Source organism: Mesorhizobium sp. IMUNJ 23033 (assembly GCF_044778005.1).
Classification (GTDB): domain Bacteria; phylum Pseudomonadota; class Alphaproteobacteria; order Rhizobiales; family Rhizobiaceae; genus Mesorhizobium; species Mesorhizobium amorphae_A.
In genome coordinates, this window is the sequence record NZ_JBJACT010000033.1 from 39,231 (window position 1) to 61,512 (window position 22,282).

Consider the following 22,282-nt stretch of genomic DNA (forward strand, 5'->3'; position numbering starts at 1 on the left):
GAGCGTCCATGTCTGTGCGGGGTCAGTAGGTTTCGACGATTGTCTCAAGAAGCCTCGACCCGATTGACCCGGTCGTGCTATCGGTCACATCAATCCACGCTGGTGACGCGTACAACGTCATCCCACCGGACACGGTCCTTGACGGGCACGGTCCGCCCCTTGTCACAAGGCACACGTGACAACGTTGAAAGAAGCATTGGCGCCTCGGATGAAGCCGCTCGCGCGGCACTGGCGCCCGTAGTGACGGTGCAACAATGATCTGAACGCGTTGCGTTTGTGGGTTTGCGTCCTGGCTGATGATTGGGGTCTTCTCAATCATCAGCCAAAAGGATTCCATGTCGGAGGAGAGGACCCCCGCTGCGCAAGTTGATCGACGACATGCGCATCCGCGGGATGGGCGACAAAGCCCAGCCGGCTCATATCCGACCCATCAAGGATTCGCCAAATTTCTAAAGCGATTTCCGGACACCGCCACCCCCGATAACCTACGCGCCTATAGCTGCACATGACGAATGCCGGGGTGACACCCACGACATTCAACGCCCGCATCGTGGCGCTGCGGTGCTTTGTTGGCACCAGACTGGCCACATGGCCGCGGCGGGCCTTCTCGTAGCGGGTCGACATCGAACGCTGGCGCAGAAGATCGAGTTCATACTCGTTGAGACTGACCTTCACTCCCAGGAGCAGCCAATCATTCTCCCGACACGTCGCATAGACCATCTCTTGGTCGATCGGCACGTATCGACGGCACGACACATTTCGATAAGCTGCTGCCAGTGCACCTGAGATCGCCACCGACATTGCACGCGTTTTCCGCGGACGATTCTCCCTCTTTTTGGACAGCCACAGCTGGATCGCCTCAGAGCTTTCTATTTGGGAACAACAGATGCACTGTGTTGAGACTTTCCGGGAGCTTCAGGATGAGGCAAGCGAGTGGCGCCGCTACCTCCATCAGAATCCCGAGCTCGGCTATGGAGTACACAACACAGCTGGTTTCGTGGCCGAGAAGCTGGCTTCATTCGGCATCAATCATATCGAAACGGGGATTGCTGAAACCGGTATTGTCGCACTGATTCAGGGCGAAGGCGGAGACGGACCTACGATCGGGCTGAGGGCCGACATGGACGCCCTGCCGATTCGAGAAGCCTCGAACAAGCCCTGGTCTTCGCAAATCCCAGGCAAGATGCACGCATGCGGCCATGACGGTCACACGGCCATGCTGCTGGGGGCGGCGAAATACTTGGCGATGACGCGCAACTTCAAGGGCTCCGTTGCTCTAATCTTTCAGCCGGCGGAAGAAGATGGACTGGGCGGCCAAAGGATGGTCCAGGAAGGCATCATGGACCGGTTCGAAATTTGCCAAGTTTTTGGCATGCACAACGCGCCGGGCCTGGAAGTTGGCAAGTTCGCGATTTGCGATGGTCCTGCCGCTGCCGCTCTTGATGAGTTCGACATTGTGGTGAAGGGCAGGGGGGGCATGCGGCCAGCCCGCATCTGACCATCGATCCCGTTGTTATCGCCGCACAAATCATCGTCGGCCTGCAGACTTTGATCTCGCGTGGCACGGACCCGCTCGAGTCGCTCGTTGTTTCCGTCACCAAATTAGAAGCCGGTACGGCGTACAACATTATTCCAGAATATGTGGAGATATCCGGCACCGTACGGTCGCTCAAATCTGAGCTCAGAGACTATGCTGAACGACAGATCAGGAAATGCGCCGAAGGAATCGCGCAAGGCTACGGCGCGGAAATTGAGTTCAAGCACCGGCGGCTCGAACCCTCCATGGTAAACCACACCGAAGCAACTCATGTGGCGATAAAGGCGGCATGCGGTCTCGTTGGATCTCAGTCCGTAAACGATAGGAAGCGACCCAGCATGGGCGCGGAGGATTTCGCGTACATGCTTGAGGCGCGACCTGGCTCTTACATTAATCTCGGCAATGGCCCGACCGCCGCATTGCACAACCCGGCGTATGACTTCAACGACGAAGCCCTGCCTTATGGCATCGGCTATTGGGTAAGCCTCGTCGAGACAGTGCTGCCTGTTTGAGACTACGCCGCACGACTGACTGCGACACAAAACATTCCCGTCAACTGGCGGGTGCAAAGAGGGAGAACATAAAATGAGCCGCTCAATAAATCGGAGACGTTTAATGCAGGTGACTTCGTCCGCCGTTGCAGCGGGCGCACTGTCTTTCGTCCCTGGCCGGGCTACGGCGCAATCACCAGGCGAGTTGAGGGTAGTGGTTGGCGGCGGTGATTGGGGCAAGGCCAATATCGACGCCTATGTGAAACCGTTCCAAGCTGAAACCGGTATCAAGGTTACCCCGATTGCCGATGAAGTGAGCTTTGCTCAGCTTGAGCTTATGGTGACCCAAAATAACGTTGCCGTCGACGTCACAATTTTGGGTCAAGGGAATTCATTTGTTGCAGCTTCGAAAGGCCTCGTGGAGGAGGTCGATTATTCGATCGACAATAAGAACGAGTTGGATAGCTTAATCGACTACTGCAAACAACCGTTCGGCATTGCTTCAATTTTTTATTCTTACAATCTGGTCGACAATACAAACAAGTACCCGGCCGGGACACCGCAACCTACCACTTGGGCTGATTTCTGGGACGTGGAGAAGTATTCTGGCGTCCGCCTGTTGCGCACTGGCGTGGATGGCGCTGGTCCTTGGGAGGAAGCTCTGCTGGCTGATGGTGTGCCTGCGGACGCAATCTATCCGATGGACATTGACCGCATTTTCCACAGCCTGGACAAGATTAAACCGCATGTCCGCAAGTGGTGGTCGTACGGGTCTGAAATCCAGCAGCTGATGCACGATAAGGCTGGTGACCTTTATCAACCATATGATGGGAGAGCTCTTTTGTTGATCGACCAGGGCTTACCCCTCGAGATCAGTCGGAATCAGGCAAAGCTAGCATGGGACTTCTGGGTAATCCCGAAGGGCAGTCCCAATGCGCAGAACGCGCAGAAGTTCGTGGAATTCACAAGCCGCGCCGACCGCCAGGCGGCCTTTACCCAACTGTTCCCCGAAGGTCCAACTAACCGTAACGCCTTTAAGCTTATACCGGAAAGCGTAGCCCGTAAGCTTCCTACCTTTCCTGAATACATGGAGACCAGCATTCCCATTGACGGGCGGTGGTACACCGAAGTCGGGTCGGATGGCCTGAGTAATATTGACCGACTCATTCAGCGCTGGAGCGAATGGATTCTTCAGTAGGACTGTCGAACCATAGGCTTCGGGAAGGCGGCGATGACCCAGTCGGTCGGCATTCCTGGGCATAGATAAGTCGATGATGGCGGCGGCACGCAGCATGGGCGCGCGGCCGTTCCGGGTTGATAGGCTCGGAGACGGGTCTGACCTTTGGCGCACAGCACCGGCTCCATTGGCTATGTGGTCGTCATGGTTTCGGCAACGCTGGCCAATTTCGACCGCGGGCTGGAGCAGGCGGCCATCAGCATGCGAGCAGGGCCGTTGCAGACTTTTAGGAGGGTCACGCTGCCGCTGATCCGGCCGGGCATCGTCGGCGGCGCCGTGTTCGCGTTTATCGCGTCCTTCGACGAGGCCGTCATAACTTCGCTGGTCAGCGGCTTCTCGTTCCGCACCCTGCCGCTGAAAATGTCGGAGAACATTCGGCATCAAAGATCGATCCGACAATCGCCGCAGTGGCGTCGCTCCTAATTCTGATGACCGTGCTCTCGCTAATTGTCCTCTATGTCGTGGGGTGGCGATCAAGCCCGGGCAGTCAGCGCGCGCTCCTGGACTCGCGACTTGCCGGCTAAGTGGTGCTCACAAAAGTGGCTCTCCGTTCTTCGAAGAACCCAACGTACCGGTCGACCGCGATCACCAGACGCAAAATCGGCACACCGGCATCGGTAGAAACTCCGTTCCGGGCTACGCCCAATCTGCGTTCCACCCATGCTGCCGAGTCTCATCTTCTTGAGTAAGCACCTGGTGAGGCCGGTGAGCACCGCCTTGTGAGGAGGTGAAGAGGTGAAGCGCTGTTGTCATGATTGATTTCATGATTACGATGCATGCAGCGAGGATAGCCACGTGTCCATTCATCGATTCATCGGATGGACATTGTGCGTGGAACGAGTCGGCGTCGGCGTTGGTCGACTGCGCTGAAGGAGCAGCTTGTCTCAGAACGCTGGAGGCCAGGTGCGCTGGCGGCGCATCGATCTTCGGCCCACGATTTAGTCAGCCTGATTGGCCGCTACTGCGTATCGCCTGGGCGCTCACGGTCTCGTGGGTATGAAAGCTTTCGCCACGATCCGAACTCGCCACTCGCATCATCACGCCTGCCTACGGAGCCGGTGGACACCTCGAACCCGCCGCCCGACGGACACGCATGAAGGTGCCTCCGACACAGACTAACGATGACCAGGTAATTCATACCATTCTCGGTATGCCCATTCGGCGACTGACAATGTCCGGATCGAATTTACCACTGTCCGCCTCGACAGCGCGTCCGAGCTCGGCAATCACATCCGGCAGGAACGGTTCTACGCGGCGCGATAGCAGGTTGAAATTCAGGAAGAGCTGTTCAGCTGTCGACAGTAACGTTCCGTCTCCGCGCACCATCGTTTGCGCGACATGGACTCGCTTTTCATCAAGATCGGCTATCCAAGTAGTGAGGCGCAAATCGTCCCCGCGCATCGCTTCTTTCTTGTAAGCGACCCGCGCTTCGGCGGTGACGGGGCCAGAGATCACAGAGCCCTCCGGGCCCAGACGTATCGCAGGGCCGAGTCGTAAATCCGCAGCTCTACTGAACGCTCCCAGATAGTGCACCATGTTCATGTGCCCATATCCGTCGATAAGATCGTCGGTCACCATTGTTGCGAATTTTCGGATCGCATCCATTTATTTGCCCAATCTCGTCTGATCTTAGGAGATTTCAGTGCCGCCAAGATAACTTGAAGATAGGTCAGTCGGCAGCTCTCATTAGTTCGACCTGTGCACGCAGGAAATTGAGTTCCGACGGTTCATGTGCAACTCGCATCACTCATTGAAGGGTCGACCGCATGTATTTCCAGGGATGACCGCACTAAGTCCCGCAATTCTTCAGCTTAAAAGGAATAGCCACCATCCGCTAGTACAACCTGGGCGGTTATGTAGGACGCGCCTGCCGCAAGATAAGTGATGAGTTCCGCATACTCTTCAGGCTGACCAATACGCTGAAGGGAACAGCGGTTCGCGCCCACTCCTCGTTGTCCACCCCCATGAGCATTCCCAGGGAGAATTTACCGCTCCGGGTGCAATTCCGTTGACCCTCACCCGAGGAGCCAAAGCCTTGGCCAAATGTCTAGTCAGTTGAACCAGCCCGGCCTTGGCGCAAGCATACGCGGTACTGCTAGTGGGCCGCGGCGGAGACAATAGCTCGGTGCTGCTCTTAAATTTCTATTCTAGAGGTCCGGCACACGGTCTCTGCGAGCGTCGCGAGAGTCAAATGTCGTTTATAGATTCAAGTCATCTTGAATTCAGATACTCTACCGCGCAGACGCCACCCGGTGCATGCGGAGTTCAACGTCTCTTATCGGGCGCTATTTATTGCCAACAGTTGCTGGTTCGCAACTTATCAGGGCCGCGCGGACGCGCCTCGGTTTAACTCAGGTCCTAACGGGGGCAAGGCCGACAAGCCCTAGGCACAACCGAGCGATAAGAAGCAGCTCACGATCCCCGTCGAGCGATGGCCGAACGTTCCCGAAATCGTGCATCATTTCTGGCAGGGAAACTCGACAACTCGGTTTGGGAATACATGGCGCACAGCCATCTGGCTTCGAGATTGTCGGCGGCGACAATCAATATTTGACGAACACGTGATGAGCATGAAAAATCCTCCAAATTTAACGATCGGCCGCCGCTCCTACCCTTCGGTAGTATGACCACTCGGCGCCGCCACCGGGTGCATGGCGCCAGACTAAACAATTAAGACGATACCGAAATAGGAGCTCTGATGTCGTGGAAAGTCATTGTCACGTGTGCTGTCACCGGAGGGAGTTCCGCGGTTCTTGCGAAGCATCCAAACATCCCCAAGACGCCATCGCAAATCGCGGAGGCTGCACTGGAAGCTGCAAAGGCTGGGGCTGCGATTGTGCACATTCACGTCCGTGAGCCTGACACGGGGGCTCCATCAAACCGAATTGAGCTCTATGAACAGGTTGTTAAGAAGCTTAGGGACGCGGCGACGGACGTCATCATCAACTTAACCTGTGGAATGGATGGTGAACTTGAACTTGATTCTTTGGATCCTTTAAAAATAGGGAAGACCAGCACACTTAAGAACGCAGTTGGACGCTGCTCCCATGCCGTCAAACTTCAGCCAGAGCTTAGCACCCTGGATTGCGGAACGATGGCTTTTGGGGGCGCGATTTTTGTTGCGCGTATGTCCGATCTGCGAGAGATGGCGACACTTATGCGCGAGGCTGGTGTCAAGCCCGAGCTTGAATGCTTCGATCTAGGCCACATCGAAGTCGCTAAGAAACTCATCTCCGAAAACATAATTGACGGTCCGCCTCTTTTCCAATTTTGCCTCAGCACAGGGTATGGTGCTCCCGCTGTGCCGAGCGTTGTGCTGGCGATGCGTGAGATTCTGCCTTCCGGGGCAGTCTGGGGTGGGTTTGGTTGTGGTGCAGATGAGATGCCGATGGTTGGGCAGTTGGTGGCTATGGGCGGACACGTCCGGGTAGGTTTGGAAGATAACATTTATCTCCGACGTGGGGTGCTGGCATCCAATGCCGAGCTCGTAGACAATGCGGTTGGGATCATCGAGCGCATGGGCGCCAGCGTCGCCACACCTGGCGAAGCACGGGCAATTCTCGGCGTCAAAAAGCGCGGATGACCGCGCGCCCATGCAGCGAACGATGATAGCGGACTAACACCCCTTGGAGGCCACAATGACGTCGCAAACCGGAAGCTGCCTTGGAATTCTGGGCTTGGAACCTGGCTTGCCACCCGGCGTGGCGCCGCCGGCGCCGCCGTCCGGCTCGCTGTTCAGTTCAGCTACTTTCGACTTTCCCGTGATATCGGAAACCGTCGAGGGAGCCTGGGCGGATGTTGTCATGCAGGGCGAACCTGCGCTCGAGCCTGCTTTTGTGACAGCAGCTCGGAGGCTGGTAGAGCGAGGCGCGGTCGTAATCAGTTCGGACTGCGGCTCTGCTGTTCGGCATCAAGCAGCGGTGGCTGCAGCGGTAAGTGTCCCGGTAGTAATGTCCAGTCTGCTCTTAGTGCCGGCGCTGCTCCGCCAACTGCCGCCAAAAGCCAAACTCGCTGTTGTCACAGCTAATTCACGAGTGTTTCGAGATGATTTGCTTGGCCTCAGTGATCAGGCCGACCGGGATCGGATCGTCATCGGCGGCATCGAAGGCGGTAAGATGTTGGAAAACGAGTCCATGCGTCTTCCGCAACCGACCGATATCGCCGACATCGAGAATGATGTGGCAGCTTGCGTCGCCCGGCTCCGCGTCGCACATCCGGAGATCGCTGCGCTACTGTTCACGTGCACTGGATTCCCGCCGATAACGCCGGCAATCCGACGTATGACAGGGCTGCCTATCTACGACATCACAACCATATGCCGGATGACGCTTGAGTCCGTTCGCGCCTAATGCTGTCGTCGCTTCAAGTTCATCAGGTTTCTCGTACCCCATTTGATGAAGTCACTCTCCAGATCCATTGATATGAGGGAATCTATGCGCATCGCATGCATTGGCACAGGGACCATAGGCGCGAGCTGGGTGGCATTGTTCATTACTGGCGCGCATGAGGTGACCGCATGGAATCGGACGCCGGGTTGGCAGGATCGTCTACTGGCCGCCCTCGACCGCTACGAGCCGCAATTGCAAGAGCTTCAAATGCCAACTGTGCGTTCGCGCCTTCGACTTTGCGCCAGTTTGGGTGAGGCGGTTGCCAAGGCAGAGCTCGTTCAGGAAAATGCCCCGGAACAGATAGATCTCAAACGAGCGCTGGTCCGCGAAATTGCCAGTCTAGCGCCGCTCGATTCGATTATCGCCTCCTCCACATCAGGACTTTTGCCAGCCGATATCGCTAGAGACATTCCCAATCCGGGTCGCCTCCTCGTAGCACATCCTTTTTCCCCTCCGCACCTGGTCCCGGCAATGGAGATTGTCGGCACACCTGAAATGCCGACTGAAAGACTTGAAGCTGCGGTCGAATTCTACCGCAGCATCGGCAAACAACCGGTTGTAATGTCGCATGCCATTCCGGGTTTTATCGGCAACCGCCTGCAAGCCGCGATGTGGCGGGAGGGGTTCCACATGATCGCGGCCGGCGAGGCCACGATGGAAGAGATCGACAACATCATCAAGGGCGGACCTGGTCTCCGCTATGGCATTTCAGGCCCATGTGAGGCACAATTGGGTTGGGTAGATCAGCGGGAGGCCCCGGGCGAGATAGATGAAGAAAGGTGGTCGATACTGATGCAGACTGACTGGAGCCGCCTGCCCGGTCCGCCGCTGACCGATGCACTGCGCGACATCCTTCGTCCGCAACTTTTGGCAGCGCGCGCGAAGAGGCTCACCGACGACGCATGGGAGAAGCGGTTAATTGCAGTGCGACGTGCAGTCGAAAATATCTGAGGTTCAGAACGATTTGACCGGAGCCCTTTGGCCGTTTGTCCGAGCCGCAGCGTTGGTTCGCCGGGCCTTGAGGTTTGTGGCCTGCTCACGGTTGTCGGGGTTGGTTGCGTGTGGCGTCACGATACCGTCAATGTCATCGGCCGCCTCAGCCTACTGACGACCGGCGTACCGCCGGGGCGCTGACGGTCTCGTGGGTATCGAAGCTTTCTAACATCCGAGTTTTTCACCCGCATCATCCCGCCTGCTGGCGGAGCCGGTGGATACCAAGAACTCGCCGCGTGCTCGTGATAGCCTGATTTGTACGCCCTTTCATTGATCGGAACCCATTTTGCCAACTCTATCCCTTGCTCGATGGCTATCGCGGCAGACCCAAGGCCGACGTCGAGGCGGCAATCGAGGCCATCGAAGCCATCGCTGATTTCGTGCGAAAGCATGCCGACGAGATCGAAGAACTGGACATCAATCCGCTGATCATATGCACGCAAGGCAAAGGCGCGTGGATCGCCGGCGCGCTGCTGGTGCTTGGAAACAACAACGAGGCAAACAATAATGGCTGACAGCATCTCCACTCGACGCGACGCTGGCGTCCTCTGATATCTCTATTCGGGGACAGAGCGAAAAGCTGCCCGAACGGGAGAGTGCCTTCGATGAGCGCGACCCTTTCGCATAACTTCTTGCCGACCTCGCATTCCGAAGACCCGCTGGGGGGCGCATTCGGATTGGAGGAGATGATTGTCTGCTGATGCGCAAGTGAAGGAAGCTACGTCATGTTTGAGGAGCCATCAAGCAACTCCGAAAAATTGCCGCGGGGGTTGGTCTGCTGGGTGGCCGCCTTGTTGCAGGGATGGGCCGCAAAGTACATTTTACACGGCGTTAATGTGTGGCTGTACGACCCAGATCGCCGCGCTGCCGAGCGCGTGCAGGAAACCCTAGCCGCCGCGCGTCACGCATATCGCGGTTTGACGTTCAACCCGCTGCCCCCTGAGGGCTCGTTGACATTCGTAAGTTCGCTTATTGAAGCAGTTTGAGATGTGGAGCTGGTCCAGGAGTCCGCGCCGGAGCGGTCGGACTTCAAGCTGCGGTTGATTGCAGAGGCCAGTCGAGCAGCCGCACCTGAAACTTTGATCGCGTCGTCTTCCTCCAGCGTGCCCCATCGCTGCTTCGCTGCTTCAGGAAGAACTGGCGCAGCATCCTGAGCGCGTGCTGGTCGGCCACCCTTACAATCCTGTATACTTGCTCCCACTGGTGGAAATGTGTGGCGGCAAGCTAACAGACCCGGGCGCGATGCCGGCGCCTGGCCGGGCCAAAACGCCGCCTAACGTCAGATGCGGTGAGAGAAGCGGGTTAGCGTCCATCTTGTTTCTAGATGACGGTAATACACAAACTGCATTTGACGGCAGCCTCACTCCGAGGGACGCTCTACTAAGCAAGCGCAAATAGGTCAATTGGGCTGCACGACTGAGTAGCCAATATCGAATCCCTGTCGGGTGGCGGGGCATAACGAGGGAGAACAAGCCAATGAGAATCTCAATGAACCGCAGACGTTTCATCCAGGCAGCATCCGCTGTGGCTGTAGGTGCGGTGTCTTCCGAAAGCGCTCGCGCTACGGGGCAGTCCACGGGCGAGCTGACGGTCGCGCTCAATGGTGGCGAATACGCAAAGGCCTGTATCGAAGTCTTCGTAAAGCCATTCGAAGCTGAGACGGGGATAAAGGTGACTTCGATCACCGACGAAGTTCCCAGGTCCAAGCTTGAGCTAATGGTGTCGACCAATAGCGTTTCGGTTGATGTGGTTCCCTTGGCCCCAGCCACAGACGCTCTAGCCCCCGTGAGAGGATACCTCGAAAAGATTGATTACTCTATCTATAAGAAGGATGAGTTGGATGCGATGCTAGACTTCGTCAAGACTCCATACAGTGTCGGCTCGATTGTCTACGCGTATTGCATGGTCTCCAGCACCGAGAAGTTCCCAGTTGGCAAACCAAGGCCGACCACTTGGTCAGAGTTTTGGGATGTCGGCAGGTATCCTGGAGTTCGGACGATGCCATCTGGCGGGACCGGAGACGCCCCGTTGGAGGAAGCTCTACTGGCGGATGGTGTGCCTGCTGACGCCCTCTATCCTATGGATATCGGCCGGGCATTCGCTAGCCTGGACAAGATCAAGCCACATATCCGCAAGTGGTGGACGACCGGATCCGAGCTCGGGCAGATGCTGAACGATAAGGTTGTCGACTTGGCGCAGTCCTACGACGGACGAGCCGTTTTAATGATCAGCCAAGGCGTGCCGATTGAGATCAATCGAAACCAGTCAAAGCTGACCTGGGAAAGCTGGGGCATCCCGAAGGGCGCCAAAAATCTGCAGAACGCACAGAAATTCATTGAATTCATCACCCGGGCTGACAAGCAGGCTGCTTTTGCAAAGCTCATGCCTTACGGCCCAGCTAACCGAAATGCCTTTAAACTGATACCAGAAGATCTCGGACGAAATTTCGCGAGCCACCCTGATTTCCTGACATCCAGCATAGTAATGAACCATAAGTGGTACGCTGCGGTGGGATCAGACGGCATCTCAAACTCCGAGCGGATTATCCAGCGTTGGAACGAGTGGATTCTTCAGTGATCCCAAGTGACAGAGTATAAGGTAAAGATGGTGGCAGTCCAGTGGGTCGGCTTGCCACCATCTGAAGTCTGAATTGAGCCGCCTTGACCAATGCCACTCGCTTTTTGACAGCCGTACAAGTAGCGACCGCATCTCGGTTGGATTGGAGCAGCACTCGTTACCTTGCATGTTAAAAGCACCACCCTGCCAATTGCCGAGGATCAAGCATTGGAGAAAAACCCCGTTCCTGCGCAGATTGAATTCTGCAGTGTCACAAAGATGTACGGCGCGGTCACTGCGGTGAAGGACTTGTCACTTACGGTTCGTCGCGGCGAGTTCTTGACCATTCTCGGTCCAAGTGGGTCAGGCAAGACCACAACCCTGATGCTGCTTGCTGGTTTCGAGGCGCCCAGCCAGGGTGACATACTGATCACTGGGCACTCAGTTGCCTCCGTGCCGTCTTACCGGCGTGACCAAGGGATCGTATCCAGAGTTACGCGCTCTTTCCGCACCTCACAGTGCGGCGGAACTTGGAGTTTCCGCTCGAAATGCGCGGCATCAAGGCCGCCGAGAGGGCAACACTGGTTGGTCGCATGCTTGAGCGTGTGCGTCTCAAGGAGTTTGGCGGACGCATGCCATCGCAACTGAGCGGTGGCCAGCAACAGCGCGTGGCGCTTGCCCGAGCCCTGATTGCCGATCCACCGTTTCTCCTTCTTGACGAGCCACTCGGCGCGCTTGACCGCAATCTTCGCGAGCAGATGCAGGGCGAGCTCAAGAGCCTGCATCGGGAGTTTGGAAAAACCACCATATGTGTGACGCACGACCAGGAGGAGGCGCTCACACTATCGGACCGCATCGTCGTCATGCGCGCCGGTGAAATCGAGCAGACAGACACGCCGGAAGCCCTCTATGACCGGCCCAGGACGCGATTCGTGGCGAATTTCTTGGGCGAAGCAAACATCCTCGAAAATCCCGGGTTCAAAGTCGAATCCGATACCACGCCGCCGTCCGGTACTGTGCCCATGATCCGGCCGGAGCGTATCTACGTCGCTTCTGCCTCGGCTCCGAAGCGCGCCGATGCGGACCAGCGCCAGTTCGTCACCGGCATCGTCGAAGACATGATTTATGCTGGCCCGTTGCGGAAATATTATGTGCGCGCCGGACGCAGTGTGCTGATTGTGCGAGAGCACGTCGCCGCGGGACAGCAGATCTTCCGATCTGGCGACGAGGTACGCCTCGAGTGGCTGCGGTGCGACGTTCGCTTTGTCACTGCGTGAAGCGCTGAGAGGGAATGCGGATGAAGACGCTTCAGACATTGGGCCGAATGCCCATCGCGCTCACTGGGCCTGCCCTCGCCGTCCTGCTCGTTGTATTCGGCATACCGATTATCCTGCTATTCCTGACCAGCCTTAACGCCCCAGCGTTTTCGGTCGTCAACTATCTGACGTTTTTCGGCCAGCCGGCGAATGTTCGCGTTCTCTTCCAGACTGTTGAGATTAGTGTGGTGGCCACGGCAATCTGCCTCCTTATTGGCTATCCCACGGCCTATCTGATTGTGGCCGGCTCGAAGCACCTGCGAATGGCGCTGATTGTGCTCGTCCTTGTGCCCTATCTGACCAGCGGACTGGTGCGGACATATGCGTGGATCGTGATCCTTGGCGATCGCGGCCTGATCAACAATCTGCTGCTCGACCACGGACTTATCTCCAGTCCGCTGCCGCTCATCTACAACAGGATGGCCGTCTATATCGGAATGGTGCACATCATGCTGCCCATGATGATCCTGCCTCTGGTCAGTGTCATGATGGGCATCGACAAATCACTGATGGCGGCAGCTCGCAGTATGGGGGCGCGGCCGTCCACCGCTTTCTGGCGCGTTTTCTTCCCGCTCAGCATGCCGGGCGTGCGCAGCGGCTCCCTGTTGGTTTTTGTGATCTGCCTCGGCTTCTACATCACGCCGGCCGCCCTTGGGGGGTTGGGAGACGCCATGCTGTCGACCTTCATCGCGTCGCAGGTCCAGACCTCCTTTAACATGGCGCGCGTCGCCGCCTCGGCCTTTATCCTCCTGGCAGTCGCCATCCTCGTGCTCTCCGTGGTTGGGCTTGATCTTTCTGGTACGCAGGGCCGCACGGCGCAATCAGCGCGAAAGCCTTGGCTGAGTCGGTCGCCTTCATTCGGCGTGCTGAAACGCTATCTCGGTGAGTTTCTCGCTCCCGGCCGGGCGAAGCGCTGGACGGCCCAGCTCTACAAGGCCGGCGGTCGTAGCCGTTGGTCGAAGATCGTCGGCACGGTGTTCCTCGCGCTCGTCATGTTCTACCTGCTGTTTCCGGAATTTCTGGTCGTCATTATGTCATTCAGCGCGGGGAGGTTTTTGGAGTTCCCACCCTCGGGCCTTTCACTGCAGTGGTACCGCTCCTTCTTCGGCGATCCGGGCTGGTACGAAGCCGCCTGGATCAGCGTCCAGATCGGCATTGTGGTTGCCACCCTGTCGACCATCGTCGGCACCCTTGCGGCCTACGGTCTCAGCCGCACCAATCCGCGGCTGCGCAGCTTCTTGACCATGGCGATGCTGACGCCGATTACATTTCCGGTTATTGTCGTCGGCATCGCGACCTATCTCGGACTGGTCAAACTTGGGCTGCTCGGCTCGATGACCGGCATAGTCCTGGCGCATACCGTCGGCGCTATCGGCTATGTCGTCGTGATGGTCTCCGCTACGCTGGCGAATTTTGACCTGCGACTGGAGCAGGCGGCCATGAGCATGCGGGCTAATCCGGTGCAGACATTCATGAGGGTGACGCTGCCACTGATCCGGCCGGGCATTATCGGCGGCGCGATGTTCGCGTTCCTTCACTCGTTTGATGAGGTCGTCATTACATCTCTGATAGGCGGGTTCTCGATTCGCACCCTGCCTCTTAAGATGTGGGAGGATATTCGCCACCAGATCGACCCGACAATTGCCGCAGTGGCATCGCTAATGATCCTACTGCCCGTGTTCATTCTAATGATCCTCTACGTTGCGGGGTGGCGATCGACGCTGAGCCTTCAGCGCGCGCGCCCAGCACCCGCGGCTTGAGACCGCAGCCTTCAGTGTGGGAGTCTACGACGGCGCCATGAACGGCAACGTGTTCCTGGCTTATGTCGAGCAGGGGTGCTATCACGGTAACGGCTTGTGAGGGGCTACCGCGATAGACGCACGTGCCTGAACCGCGCCAGTCAGAGCTACAAGCGCCATCGCTTCCCACCTCAGATCATCGCCCAGGCGGTGTGGCTCAATTTTCGGTTTCCGCTGAGGCTGCGTCTTCTCTAGGAAATGCTGCTGAAGCGCGGCATTGTCGTCTCCTATGAAACGATCCGCCGTTGGGCAAAGAAGTTCGGCCCGGACTATGCGCGTCACCTTCACCGCAAGAAGCCCAGCCGGGCGACGTGTGGCATCTGGACGAGGTGGTCATCACCATCGACGGCAGAAAACACTGGTTGTCAAAACCGCCGCAACACCAAGGCAGCCAGGCAATTGCTGCCCCGGTTTCTGAAGAAGCAGGGCACCGCTCCGAAGCGGATGATCACCGATAAGCTGCGCTCCTATGGTGCGGCGCGCCGCCAGGTCATGCCGAACGTCGATCGCATAAGGGCCCAAACAACCGCGCCGAGAATTCACATGTGCCGCTGCGAAAGCGGGAGCGAACGATGCATGGCTTTCGATCACCGGGAAGCCTTCAGCGCTTGTCTCCGCCATCCGAAATCTCTTCGTTCCACCCCGTTCACAACGCTCCGCATTCCAAAGCCGCGTTCACCGCATCCAAGCGATCGCGGAGTGGAAAGCTGTGGCGGGAGCCATGGCCTGAAATCAATCCGCAAGGCAGAACGCCTCCAGCGTCCCGGACGCAAGTTAAGGTGATACCGCCATCCGCCGCTATCTGAAAACGCGATGGCACCGTCCGGAACATTATATTGGCGAATTGAACACCGCGTGGCGCATACTTCCAGAGCGGGGAACGCAACCGCGCAACAGCTATCGTAAACCCGGCGCCAGGTCGCCTGAATACTCGCAATAGGTTGAACAATGAGCGAAGCACCACATCTTACGTTTGATCTTGATACGCCCGGCGTGAGCAGGGGGCATCTTGTTGTCCCAGGAGGTGCCGATAGCGGAGAGCTTTCGCTCCCGGTCTTCAGTCTCAATAAAGGAGAGGGACCGCGCCTTCTTGTCACCGGCGGAAATCATGGCAATGAACTGGAGGGGCCAATTGTTGCACGACGGCTTATTAAGTGGCTGCCGGACGCGCAAACCTGTGGAAGGATCATCGTCCTACCGGTGCTCAATCCATTGGCCGTGCAAGCCTGGAGCCGCAATACTCCGCTCGACGGGTTGAATCTCAATCGCGTCTTTCCGGGCCGCGCCGACGGGTCAGTGACCGAACGAATCGCGGATGCGGTTTCGCGCGTATTGTTGCCAATGGCCGACACCGTGTTTGATCTGCACAGCTTCGGACCAACGTGGGATTTTCCACCGGCGGCCACGACGCACCCCATCGCCGATCCCGATCTCATGGCCAGGACCGTGAGGATGGCGGAAGCGTTCAAATTGCCCTTGACATTGGTCTGGCAACACAACGACACGGCTGGAATGTTTGATATCACGGCCCAAAACCAGGGTAAGGTATTTGTTTGCACTGAATTCGGTGGGGGCACGGTCGGCGCTGACAATCTCGCGATCTACGAGGCTGGAGTGCGCAACGCGCTCATGGCGCTCGGGCTGGTCGAGGGAAAAGCCGAGTATTCAACTTTCCGTCAACAGAAGTTCGGCCAAACGCTCGAAACGCGTCCATCTGATGAGCTGAAATCGCCTATGCCGGGCATCTTCGAACCTCGCTGCTCGGTACTGGATGAAGTGAAGCAGGGAGATCTCATAGGCATCCTGCATTCGATAGATTCGCTGTCCGCTGAGTCCATTGATATTCGCGCGCCTGGATCGTCCATCGTCTTGGCCATAGCATCGGGGGCGCATATCGACGCCAACAAAGTGGTAGCGCTCGTTGCGCGGCCGCTGAATATCTAAGAATCAGGTGCAGCTGGCGCCTCGCGTGCCAGTAGCGGAACGAATTTAATCCCGTCACGATGAATCGAGTGACCGAATTGCAGATCAAAGACGTCCTCCTTGCGCCTGGTAACGGCGCATTCTTCTATGACGATCAAGCTGCGCTTAGGTCGGGCGCGACCCAGGACGGCTTCACCGCGGCTTCTCGACGTCGATGCGTCTCGTTACTTTGATGCCTGTGCGAAGGTCTTCGAGCCGTTCGAAAATACGCGACTACCTCTCGCGCTTGAGTACGGCGTCAGTCAGGCGATGCTTCGCGCAGCCGCCCATCTTCAACGCAAGACGATGGCCGAGGTCATCTGCACGGAATTTGACCTGCCGCTGCCGACGCGCAGGGTCCCGCTTTACTGTCAAAGCGGTGATGCTCGGGAAATCAATGTTGACAAGATGATCCTGAAAGCCGTGGAGGTGCTTCCTCACGGCCTGATCAATCTCCCGGCAGAAATTCGGCGTCTACGGCCAGACCTTCATGGAGTTCGTGAAGTGGGTTGCAACGCGTACGCGCCAAATCGGCCGCCCAGGGTATCATCCGGTGCTGCATTTCGATGTGTATGGCTGGATCGGCCAGGAAATCGGCATGGACCCGCAACGCATCGCCGACTTTATCTGCAAGGTTGCAGATACCGTCCCCGATTTCGCGCTCAACATCGAGTCCCCGGCAGATTTTGGTTCGACGCAAGCTCAAATTGATAACTACGTCCGGATTGTATCGATTTTGGATGACCGGGGTTCCAGTGCTCGCATTGTCGTGGACGAGAGGTGCAACACGCTCGAGGATATCCGGCTCTTTGCCGAAGCCAAGGCCACGCATCTCGTCCAGATCAAGACCCCCGATGTCGGCTCAATGGCTAACACGGCGCGTGCCGTTCTCATTTGTAAGCAGAACCAAGTTGGAGCGTACGTCGGAGGGAGCTGTACCGAGACGGATCTCTCAGCCCAGGCTTCTGTCCACATATCGGTAGCAACCCAGGCCGACATGATGCTTGCAAAGCCCGGAATGGGTGTTGACGAGGCATTCTCAATTGTTGGGAACGAACAAAACCGGTTGCTGGCGATGCTGAACCGTCGTCGGACTCAAAACGAAAACGTTGGATGAAAAGCACGGTGTCGCATGCAGAACTCTCTTGAGGGGATCACTGTCGTAGCCGTGGAGCAGGCCGTGGCCGCGCCATACGCGTCGTCTCGTCTTGCTGACGCCGGCGCACGTGTCATCAAGGTCGAAAGGCCCGAAGGGGACTTTGCCCGCAATTACGACAAGTTGGTGCGGGGACAGAGCGCTTACTTCGTCTGGCTCAACCGGGGTAAGGAGTCGGTCTGTCTGGACCTGAGATCGGAGGCAGACCGCGCCGTCCTGGACACGCTCATTGCCCGTGCTGACGTCTTTATCCAGAATCTGAAGCCGGGCAGTATCGAAAAACTGGGTTTCGGGTCTGCGGATCTCCGTCGACGTATTCCGCGGCTGATCACCTGCGACATTTCTGGTTTCGGGGAGAAAGGGCCGTATTCCCATTTGAAGGCTTATGATCTCATCGTCCAGGCCGAAACAGGCCTGTGCGCCATCACCGGCAACCAACAAGGGCCCGCGCGTGTAGGGGTGTCGGTTTGCGATATCTCCGCAGGCATGACTGCGCATAGCGCCATCCTCCAGGCACTGTTCCACCGCGAGCGGACAGGTGAAGGCGCCAGCATACAAGTCTCGCTATTCGATGCCGTCGCCGACTGGATGAACGTACCGGTTCTGCAGCACGACTACAGCAGCTACCACACAGTACGCGCCGGTGTGAAACACCCGTCGCTGGCGCCGTATGGCGCCTATCGTTGCGCGGATGGCAAAGACGTCATCTTCTCCGTCCAGAATGACCGGGAATGGGTAAATTTCTGCGAGAAATTCCTCAAGCGGCCGGAACCCAGCTTCCAAGAGGACGACGACACCGTGATTGAACCCAACATGACCTTCCACGTCCTCATCGGCATTTTTGAGAAGGATGACGGCTACATCTTCAGCGAGACTGTTCGCGTGACCGAGAACGGCGCCAAGTCCCTGAGCAGCATGCCCCGTGACCTGCTGGTCAATTGCTGAGTTTCCGGGATTGCGATGCCGGCGTAGCGCCAACACGATGCGTCGGCATGCAACACCACCAGCTGTTCTAGGGCGTCTGTTTTGGTTTGCGATTCACGGCTTCTGAAAGGGGGAGACGATATGAACAGCGACCAGTTTTGGCCAAGCCAGGTGCGCGACTTGAGCCCCTGCTGCCGCCCGATACGCGGGGCAGGCCCGCCCGTTGATGACCGCGACGTGTTCAGCGCCATAGTCGTGTGTCGAAGTCTGGCGGGCCCTGGGTCGACACGCCGCGGACCACGACCTCGCAAGGCGCTCCACAACCGAAATATCCGCTGGGCGGCCAAGGGCGTCTGGAGCGATCTCTTTCACGCGCTCGCCAGTTTCGGCGACTCGTCCGAGCAGGTACTGATCGACTCGTGCCGTGCATGAGCCGGGAGGGCATGGTCAGCGTAGGCGTCACTGGCCGGACTCGGTCACAAAACCCGAGAGTTCACGCCGCCACACACGGCGTATCGTCAACGAAGCTTTCGCCGAGGAACGGGTAGCGCTGTGGCCGCTGCCGTTGGCTCCCTTCCGATCGGTCCAGAAGCTGCAACTGCGCATTCACTCTTCGAGGTTGTGAAAGGTGGGCCGGAAGAAGTCCTCGCAAATGTAGCGGGACGGTAGCTCGACTGCCGCCCGCATCGCCTTCGCCGATGACAGCACGTCTTCATACGATCGTAACGCACTTCGCGAGGAGCGCCGCCAAGCGCGTCGACCGCCGCAGCATGGCAGCGCGAGACGGTTCGCAGATACCGGTGTACGACGAAGCGTGCCCATATCAGGCGGCTGAAGCGCTGAAGCCAAGCACCATGGAGAATAGCAAGATGATCCTCGGCGTGGTTGGCTCATTTCTGCCCGTGACATCACCATCGCCGAACGAGCCGGAAGACGATGACGACCGAGACCGGCAAGCTGGAGATCGATATTCCGCGTGACCGCCAGTCCAGCTGCCCGGTAACGGCAACCGCTTTGATCGCTGCCGTGGGCAATAGAACCTGCTTCAAGAACGGCCGTCAGTTCCGCGGCCTGGCTCGGCCTGGTGCCGAAACAACGATCCAGTGGAGGGCGAGCCCGCCTATTCGGTATCAGCAAACGCGGCGATCGCTATCTGCGCACATTGACGATTCATGGCGCTCGCGCTGCGCTCGGTAAAGCAGGCGGCAAGCAGGATCCTCGAAGCCTCTGGCTCGGTAAGCTGCGGCAAAGGCGGCGTCCCAATGTCGCGGCTGTCGCGCTCGCCAACAAGAATGCGAGGATCGTGTGGGCCATGCTCTCGTGCAACAGCCCGCACCGTCGGTGAAAGCAGCTTGAGGCGAAGCGGCCAACGAAGGAATGTGCGCGAGGAGTTCACCTGCTGTCGTTGCCGGCTCACAAGGCAAGAAACCCGGCGGCCCGCCGCTGCAGGCGCTCAAGTTCATCGAGACGTTATATGAAGTCGAGAGACTGGCACGCCGGGCGAAGGCGAAACGCGTGCCGATTACACCTTGCGTCTGCGACAGCAGCATAGCGTCCCGGTCTTGGCCGCCTTCAAGAAATGGCTCGACGACCAGGCGCCCAAGGTCCTGCCCGAAAGCCTGACTGGCAAGGCGATCTCTGCGCGAAACCAATGGGATTATCTGACCCGCTACGCCAGAAGTTAGCTCTTCAGTGACACCGTTGCCGGCGCCAAGGCCAGTGCTGTCATCTACAGCCTGGTGCTGACCTGCCGTGCCTGTGAGGTCGATCCCTATGCCTGGCTACGCCACGTGCTCACTGAATTTGCCCCAGCGCGCAACCGACGCCGACATCGAGGATCTGCTGCCCTTCAACTTCGGCGAACGTGCGCACCAAAACACCAGCTGACGTTCGAAACCCCAATCTTCAATGCGACAATCCAGACCCGCCGGACCGCGGTGCTCGCCCTGGTGTGCACTGAAAAGCGCGCTTACAATTCTTCGACCAGGCGCAGGCTAAATGGCTAAATGGAAACCGGAAATAGAGCCAGACAGCGTGTGCGAATCTGGGGTGGAAAACGATGGCGCGGCAGGCGTGTTCATGCCACCGCGTCTATGTCGCAAGTCCTGACACTTGGTTTATGTGACAAGCCCATGCTGGCAGTTGGCCGCGACCTAGCTGACGACGCACAAGAACCCGACTCATCGACACAGTAGGCATAGGGTAGTGCTCAACCTTTCGACGAAGACTAATTCAAACGGACCGCATCCCAAGGGGCAATGTCGTCTGTCATCTGAAAACGCGATGGTACCATTCGCGACTTTATGTTGGTGAACCAACGCCATCTGGCGCATGTTTGACGGACAGTGGTTCTCGAAGCATCCACCCGTCAACGCAAAGTGAATTGCAGTGCAGATCAAAGATGACCGTCTCGCGCCTGGCAATGGCGGATTGTTCTGTGGCGACCAAGGTTCTGTCCGGACCGGCGCGACTCGAGACGGTTTCAGCTACCATGGTGAACCGATAACGCCCAGGTTTACGTCTGGCCGCACTCGCGCATCTTCACTCAGCGTTGGGCTTCTTCTTGCCGGCGCCACAGTGTTCGAGGACGGCCCGTTGGCCCGTTGGGCTGATCCCACTTACGACGTCAATTCAGCTCAATATTGTTGATTCTTCAATGCGCTATTCCGGTTTCACTCTTATCTCTCAAGCCTTGAAAGGGCATACCGGCTGGCGGCCGGTTTGGCGTGATGTTTCGCCTAAGTCTGCATACGACGTTGTGATCATCGGAGGCGGCGGGCACGGCTTGGCGACCGCTTTCTATCTCGCCGAGAACCACGGCATCCGCAACGTCGCTGTGCTGGAGAAGGGCTATGTCGGCGGCGGCAACGTTGGTCGAAACACCACGATCATCCGATCGAATTACCTGCTCGACGGCAACACCCAGTTCTACAAATTCTCGATGAAGCTCTGGGAAGGCCTGTCGCAGGCGCTGAATTTCAACGTCATGTTCTCGCAGCGCGGCATGCTCATCACGGCCCATTCGGCTGACCAGTTCGACGCCTTCAGCCAGCGCACCAATATCATGCGGCTGAACGGGATCGACGCCCAAGTGCTCGATGGCGACGAGGTGCGCCGGCTCGTTCCCTATCTCGATTTTTCGGAGACGGCGCGGTTCCCGGTTTGCGGCGCGATCTCTCTGGGCCAAGCGGGCACTGCGCGCCATGACGCGGTGGCCTGGGGTTACGCGCGCGCCGCCGACGCCCATGGCGTGGACATCATCCAGGGCTGCGAGGTGACGGGTTTTGTCCGTGACGGGGAGCGCATCGTCGGCGTTGAGACCACGAGGGGCCGGATCGGCGCCGGTAAGGTTGGGCTTGCGGTTGCGGGGCACACCTCGATGCTGGGCCGGAAAGCCGGCCTCGAATTGCCGATCGAAAGCCATATCCTCCAGGCCTTCGTGACCGAGCCAATCAAGCCTCTCGTCCACCAGGTCGTCGCCTATGGCAGAGACCATTTTTATGTTAGCCAGTCCGACAAGGGCGGGCTGGTCTTCGGCGGCGGCCTCGACGGCTATAATTCCTATGCCCAACGTGGCAATCTCGGCACCGTGCGCGAGGTCGCGGAGGCGGCAATCGCCCTGATGCCGTGTATCTCGCGGCTGCGCATCCTGCGCCACTGGGGCGGGGTGATGGACATGACGCCAGACGCCAGCCCGATCATCTGCCCGACACCAATCGACGGGCTCTATATCAACGGCGGCTGGTGCTACGGCGGGTTCAAGGCCACACCCGCCTCCGGCTGGTGCTTCGCGCATACCCTCGCCACGGGCGCACCCCATCCGCTCACCGCCGCCTACAGCCTCGACCGGTTCCGCACCGGCCGCACCATCGACGAAGCGGGCACTGGCCCGTTCGCCTGGCTGCAATAGTTGGAGACTTTTA

18 protein-coding genes and 9 pseudogenes are annotated in these 22,282 nt (G+C 58.1%); 22 read left to right on the top strand and 5 right to left on the bottom strand.

All coding sequences use genetic code 11. The features are described from left to right. Window positions 1-318: 318 nt before the first annotated feature. Window positions 319-801, bottom strand: coding sequence for a hypothetical protein (locus ACFX5Q_RS28560; RefSeq protein WP_404283302.1), 483 nt, complete (start codon window positions 799-801; stop codon window positions 319-321). 85 nt (window positions 802-886) lie between these two features. Here ACFX5Q_RS28560 and ACFX5Q_RS28565 point away from each other — a divergent pair. From ACFX5Q_RS28565 to ACFX5Q_RS28575, 3 genes and pseudogenes are all read left to right on the top strand, one after another. Continuing rightward, a pseudogene (locus ACFX5Q_RS28565) lies at window positions 887-2,049 on the top strand (M20 aminoacylase family protein). A gap of 103 nt (window positions 2,050-2,152) precedes the next feature. Further along, complete coding sequence (locus ACFX5Q_RS28570) at window positions 2,153-3,226, top strand: ABC transporter substrate-binding protein (protein ID WP_404283303.1); 1,074 nt, start codon at window positions 2,153-2,155, stop codon at window positions 3,224-3,226. Between the two features lie 144 nt (window positions 3,227-3,370). Beyond that, window positions 3,371-3,688: an ABC transporter permease gene (locus ACFX5Q_RS28575; RefSeq protein WP_404283305.1), complete on the top strand. Its 318-nt coding sequence runs from the start codon at window positions 3,371-3,373 to the stop codon at window positions 3,686-3,688. Window positions 3,689-4,399: 711 nt separating this feature from the next. On the opposite strand, the gene ACFX5Q_RS28580 is transcribed toward ACFX5Q_RS28575, so the two are convergent. The 3 genes from ACFX5Q_RS28580 to ACFX5Q_RS28590 form a co-directional block, all read right to left on the bottom strand. Next, window positions 4,400-4,870: a thioesterase family protein gene (locus tag ACFX5Q_RS28580; RefSeq protein ID WP_404283306.1), complete on the bottom strand. Its 471-nt coding sequence runs from the start codon at window positions 4,868-4,870 to the stop codon at window positions 4,400-4,402. A 206-nt stretch (window positions 4,871-5,076) separates the two neighbouring features. Further along, window positions 5,077-5,211 carry an SDR family oxidoreductase gene (locus ACFX5Q_RS28585; protein WP_404283307.1) on the bottom strand — a complete coding sequence of 45 codons (135 nt, stop codon included), beginning with the start codon at window positions 5,209-5,211 and terminating at the stop codon, window positions 5,077-5,079. Next, entirely contained in the window at window positions 5,168-5,383 is a 216-nt protein-coding gene (locus tag ACFX5Q_RS28590) for an SDR family NAD(P)-dependent oxidoreductase (RefSeq protein ID WP_404283309.1), read from the bottom strand. Before ACFX5Q_RS28590 ends, ACFX5Q_RS28585 begins: the two co-directional genes overlap by 44 nt. A gap of 580 nt (window positions 5,384-5,963) precedes the next feature. Here ACFX5Q_RS28590 and ACFX5Q_RS28595 point away from each other — a divergent pair. The 15 genes and pseudogenes from ACFX5Q_RS28595 to ACFX5Q_RS28665 form a co-directional block, all read left to right on the top strand. Continuing rightward, the gene (locus ACFX5Q_RS28595; protein WP_404283310.1) at window positions 5,964-6,848 is read left to right on the top strand and encodes a 3-keto-5-aminohexanoate cleavage protein; all 885 of its coding nucleotides are present in this window, start codon (window positions 5,964-5,966) and stop codon (window positions 6,846-6,848) included. Between the two features lie 55 nt (window positions 6,849-6,903). Beyond that, complete coding sequence (locus tag ACFX5Q_RS28600; protein ID WP_404283312.1) at window positions 6,904-7,614, top strand: hypothetical protein; 711 nt, start codon at window positions 6,904-6,906, stop codon at window positions 7,612-7,614. An 84-nt stretch (window positions 7,615-7,698) separates the two neighbouring features. Further along, window positions 7,699-8,604 carry a 3-hydroxyacyl-CoA dehydrogenase NAD-binding domain-containing protein gene (locus ACFX5Q_RS28605; protein ID WP_404283314.1) on the top strand — a complete coding sequence of 302 codons (906 nt, stop codon included), beginning with the start codon at window positions 7,699-7,701 and terminating at the stop codon, window positions 8,602-8,604. A 332-nt stretch (window positions 8,605-8,936) separates the two neighbouring features. Further along, window positions 8,937-9,161: pseudogene (locus ACFX5Q_RS28610) on the top strand (acetate--CoA ligase family protein); the annotation flags it as partial. A 210-nt stretch (window positions 9,162-9,371) separates the two neighbouring features. Beyond that, the gene (locus tag ACFX5Q_RS28615; protein WP_404283316.1) at window positions 9,372-9,632 is read left to right on the top strand and encodes a hypothetical protein; all 261 of its coding nucleotides are present in this window, start codon (window positions 9,372-9,374) and stop codon (window positions 9,630-9,632) included. A 3-nt stretch (window positions 9,633-9,635) separates the two neighbouring features. Then, on the top strand, window positions 9,636-9,800 hold the full coding sequence (locus ACFX5Q_RS28620; RefSeq protein WP_404283317.1) for a 3-hydroxyacyl-CoA dehydrogenase NAD-binding domain-containing protein: 165 nt from the start codon (window positions 9,636-9,638) through the stop codon (window positions 9,798-9,800). Continuing rightward, on the top strand, window positions 9,784-10,044 hold the full coding sequence (locus ACFX5Q_RS28625) for a 3-hydroxyacyl-CoA dehydrogenase NAD-binding domain-containing protein (protein WP_404283342.1): 261 nt from the start codon (window positions 9,784-9,786) through the stop codon (window positions 10,042-10,044). The genes ACFX5Q_RS28620 and ACFX5Q_RS28625 overlap by 17 nt, the downstream gene beginning before the upstream one ends. A 90-nt stretch (window positions 10,045-10,134) precedes the next feature. Then, window positions 10,135-11,223, top strand: coding sequence for an ABC transporter substrate-binding protein (locus tag ACFX5Q_RS28630; RefSeq protein WP_404283319.1), 1,089 nt, complete (start codon window positions 10,135-10,137; stop codon window positions 11,221-11,223). A 258-nt stretch (window positions 11,224-11,481) separates the two neighbouring features. Continuing rightward, a pseudogene (locus ACFX5Q_RS28635) lies at window positions 11,482-12,479 on the top strand (ABC transporter ATP-binding protein). A gap of 20 nt (window positions 12,480-12,499) precedes the next feature. After that, window positions 12,500-14,278: an ABC transporter permease subunit gene (locus ACFX5Q_RS28640; RefSeq protein WP_404283321.1), complete on the top strand. Its 1,779-nt coding sequence runs from the start codon at window positions 12,500-12,502 to the stop codon at window positions 14,276-14,278. A 126-nt stretch (window positions 14,279-14,404) separates the two neighbouring features. Then, a pseudogene (locus ACFX5Q_RS28645) lies at window positions 14,405-15,047 on the top strand (transposase). A 218-nt stretch (window positions 15,048-15,265) separates the two neighbouring features. After that, on the top strand, window positions 15,266-16,261 hold the full coding sequence (locus ACFX5Q_RS28650; protein WP_404283323.1) for a succinylglutamate desuccinylase/aspartoacylase family protein: 996 nt from the start codon (window positions 15,266-15,268) through the stop codon (window positions 16,259-16,261). Window positions 16,262-16,338: 77 nt separating this feature from the next. Continuing rightward, window positions 16,339-17,396: pseudogene (locus tag ACFX5Q_RS28655) on the top strand (methylaspartate ammonia-lyase). Window positions 17,397-17,411: 15 nt separating this feature from the next. Further along, the gene (locus tag ACFX5Q_RS28660) at window positions 17,412-18,380 is read left to right on the top strand and encodes a CoA transferase (RefSeq protein WP_404283325.1); all 969 of its coding nucleotides are present in this window, start codon (window positions 17,412-17,414) and stop codon (window positions 18,378-18,380) included. 137 nt (window positions 18,381-18,517) lie between these two features. Then, window positions 18,518-18,779, top strand: a pseudogene (locus tag ACFX5Q_RS28665) (transposase); the annotation flags it as partial. A gap of 259 nt (window positions 18,780-19,038) precedes the next feature. On the opposite strand, the pseudogene ACFX5Q_RS28670 reads toward ACFX5Q_RS28665, so the two are convergent. After that, window positions 19,039-19,269, bottom strand: a pseudogene (locus ACFX5Q_RS28670) (IS21 family transposase); the annotation flags it as partial. An 86-nt stretch (window positions 19,270-19,355) separates the two neighbouring features. Between ACFX5Q_RS28670 and ACFX5Q_RS28675 the strand changes: the two are divergent. The 4 genes and pseudogenes from ACFX5Q_RS28675 to ACFX5Q_RS28690 form a co-directional block, all read left to right on the top strand. After that, a pseudogene (locus ACFX5Q_RS28675) lies at window positions 19,356-19,704 on the top strand (transposase); the annotation flags it as partial. A gap of 77 nt (window positions 19,705-19,781) precedes the next feature. Beyond that, a pseudogene (locus ACFX5Q_RS28680) lies at window positions 19,782-20,246 on the top strand (transposase domain-containing protein); the annotation flags it as partial. 501 nt (window positions 20,247-20,747) lie between these two features. Further along, window positions 20,748-21,008: a hypothetical protein gene (locus ACFX5Q_RS28685; RefSeq protein WP_404283327.1), complete on the top strand. Its 261-nt coding sequence runs from the start codon at window positions 20,748-20,750 to the stop codon at window positions 21,006-21,008. 7 nt (window positions 21,009-21,015) lie between these two features. Beyond that, the gene (locus tag ACFX5Q_RS28690) at window positions 21,016-22,269 is read left to right on the top strand and encodes a sarcosine oxidase subunit beta family protein (protein ID WP_404283344.1); all 1,254 of its coding nucleotides are present in this window, start codon (window positions 21,016-21,018) and stop codon (window positions 22,267-22,269) included. Window positions 22,270-22,282: the final 13 nt, after the last annotated feature.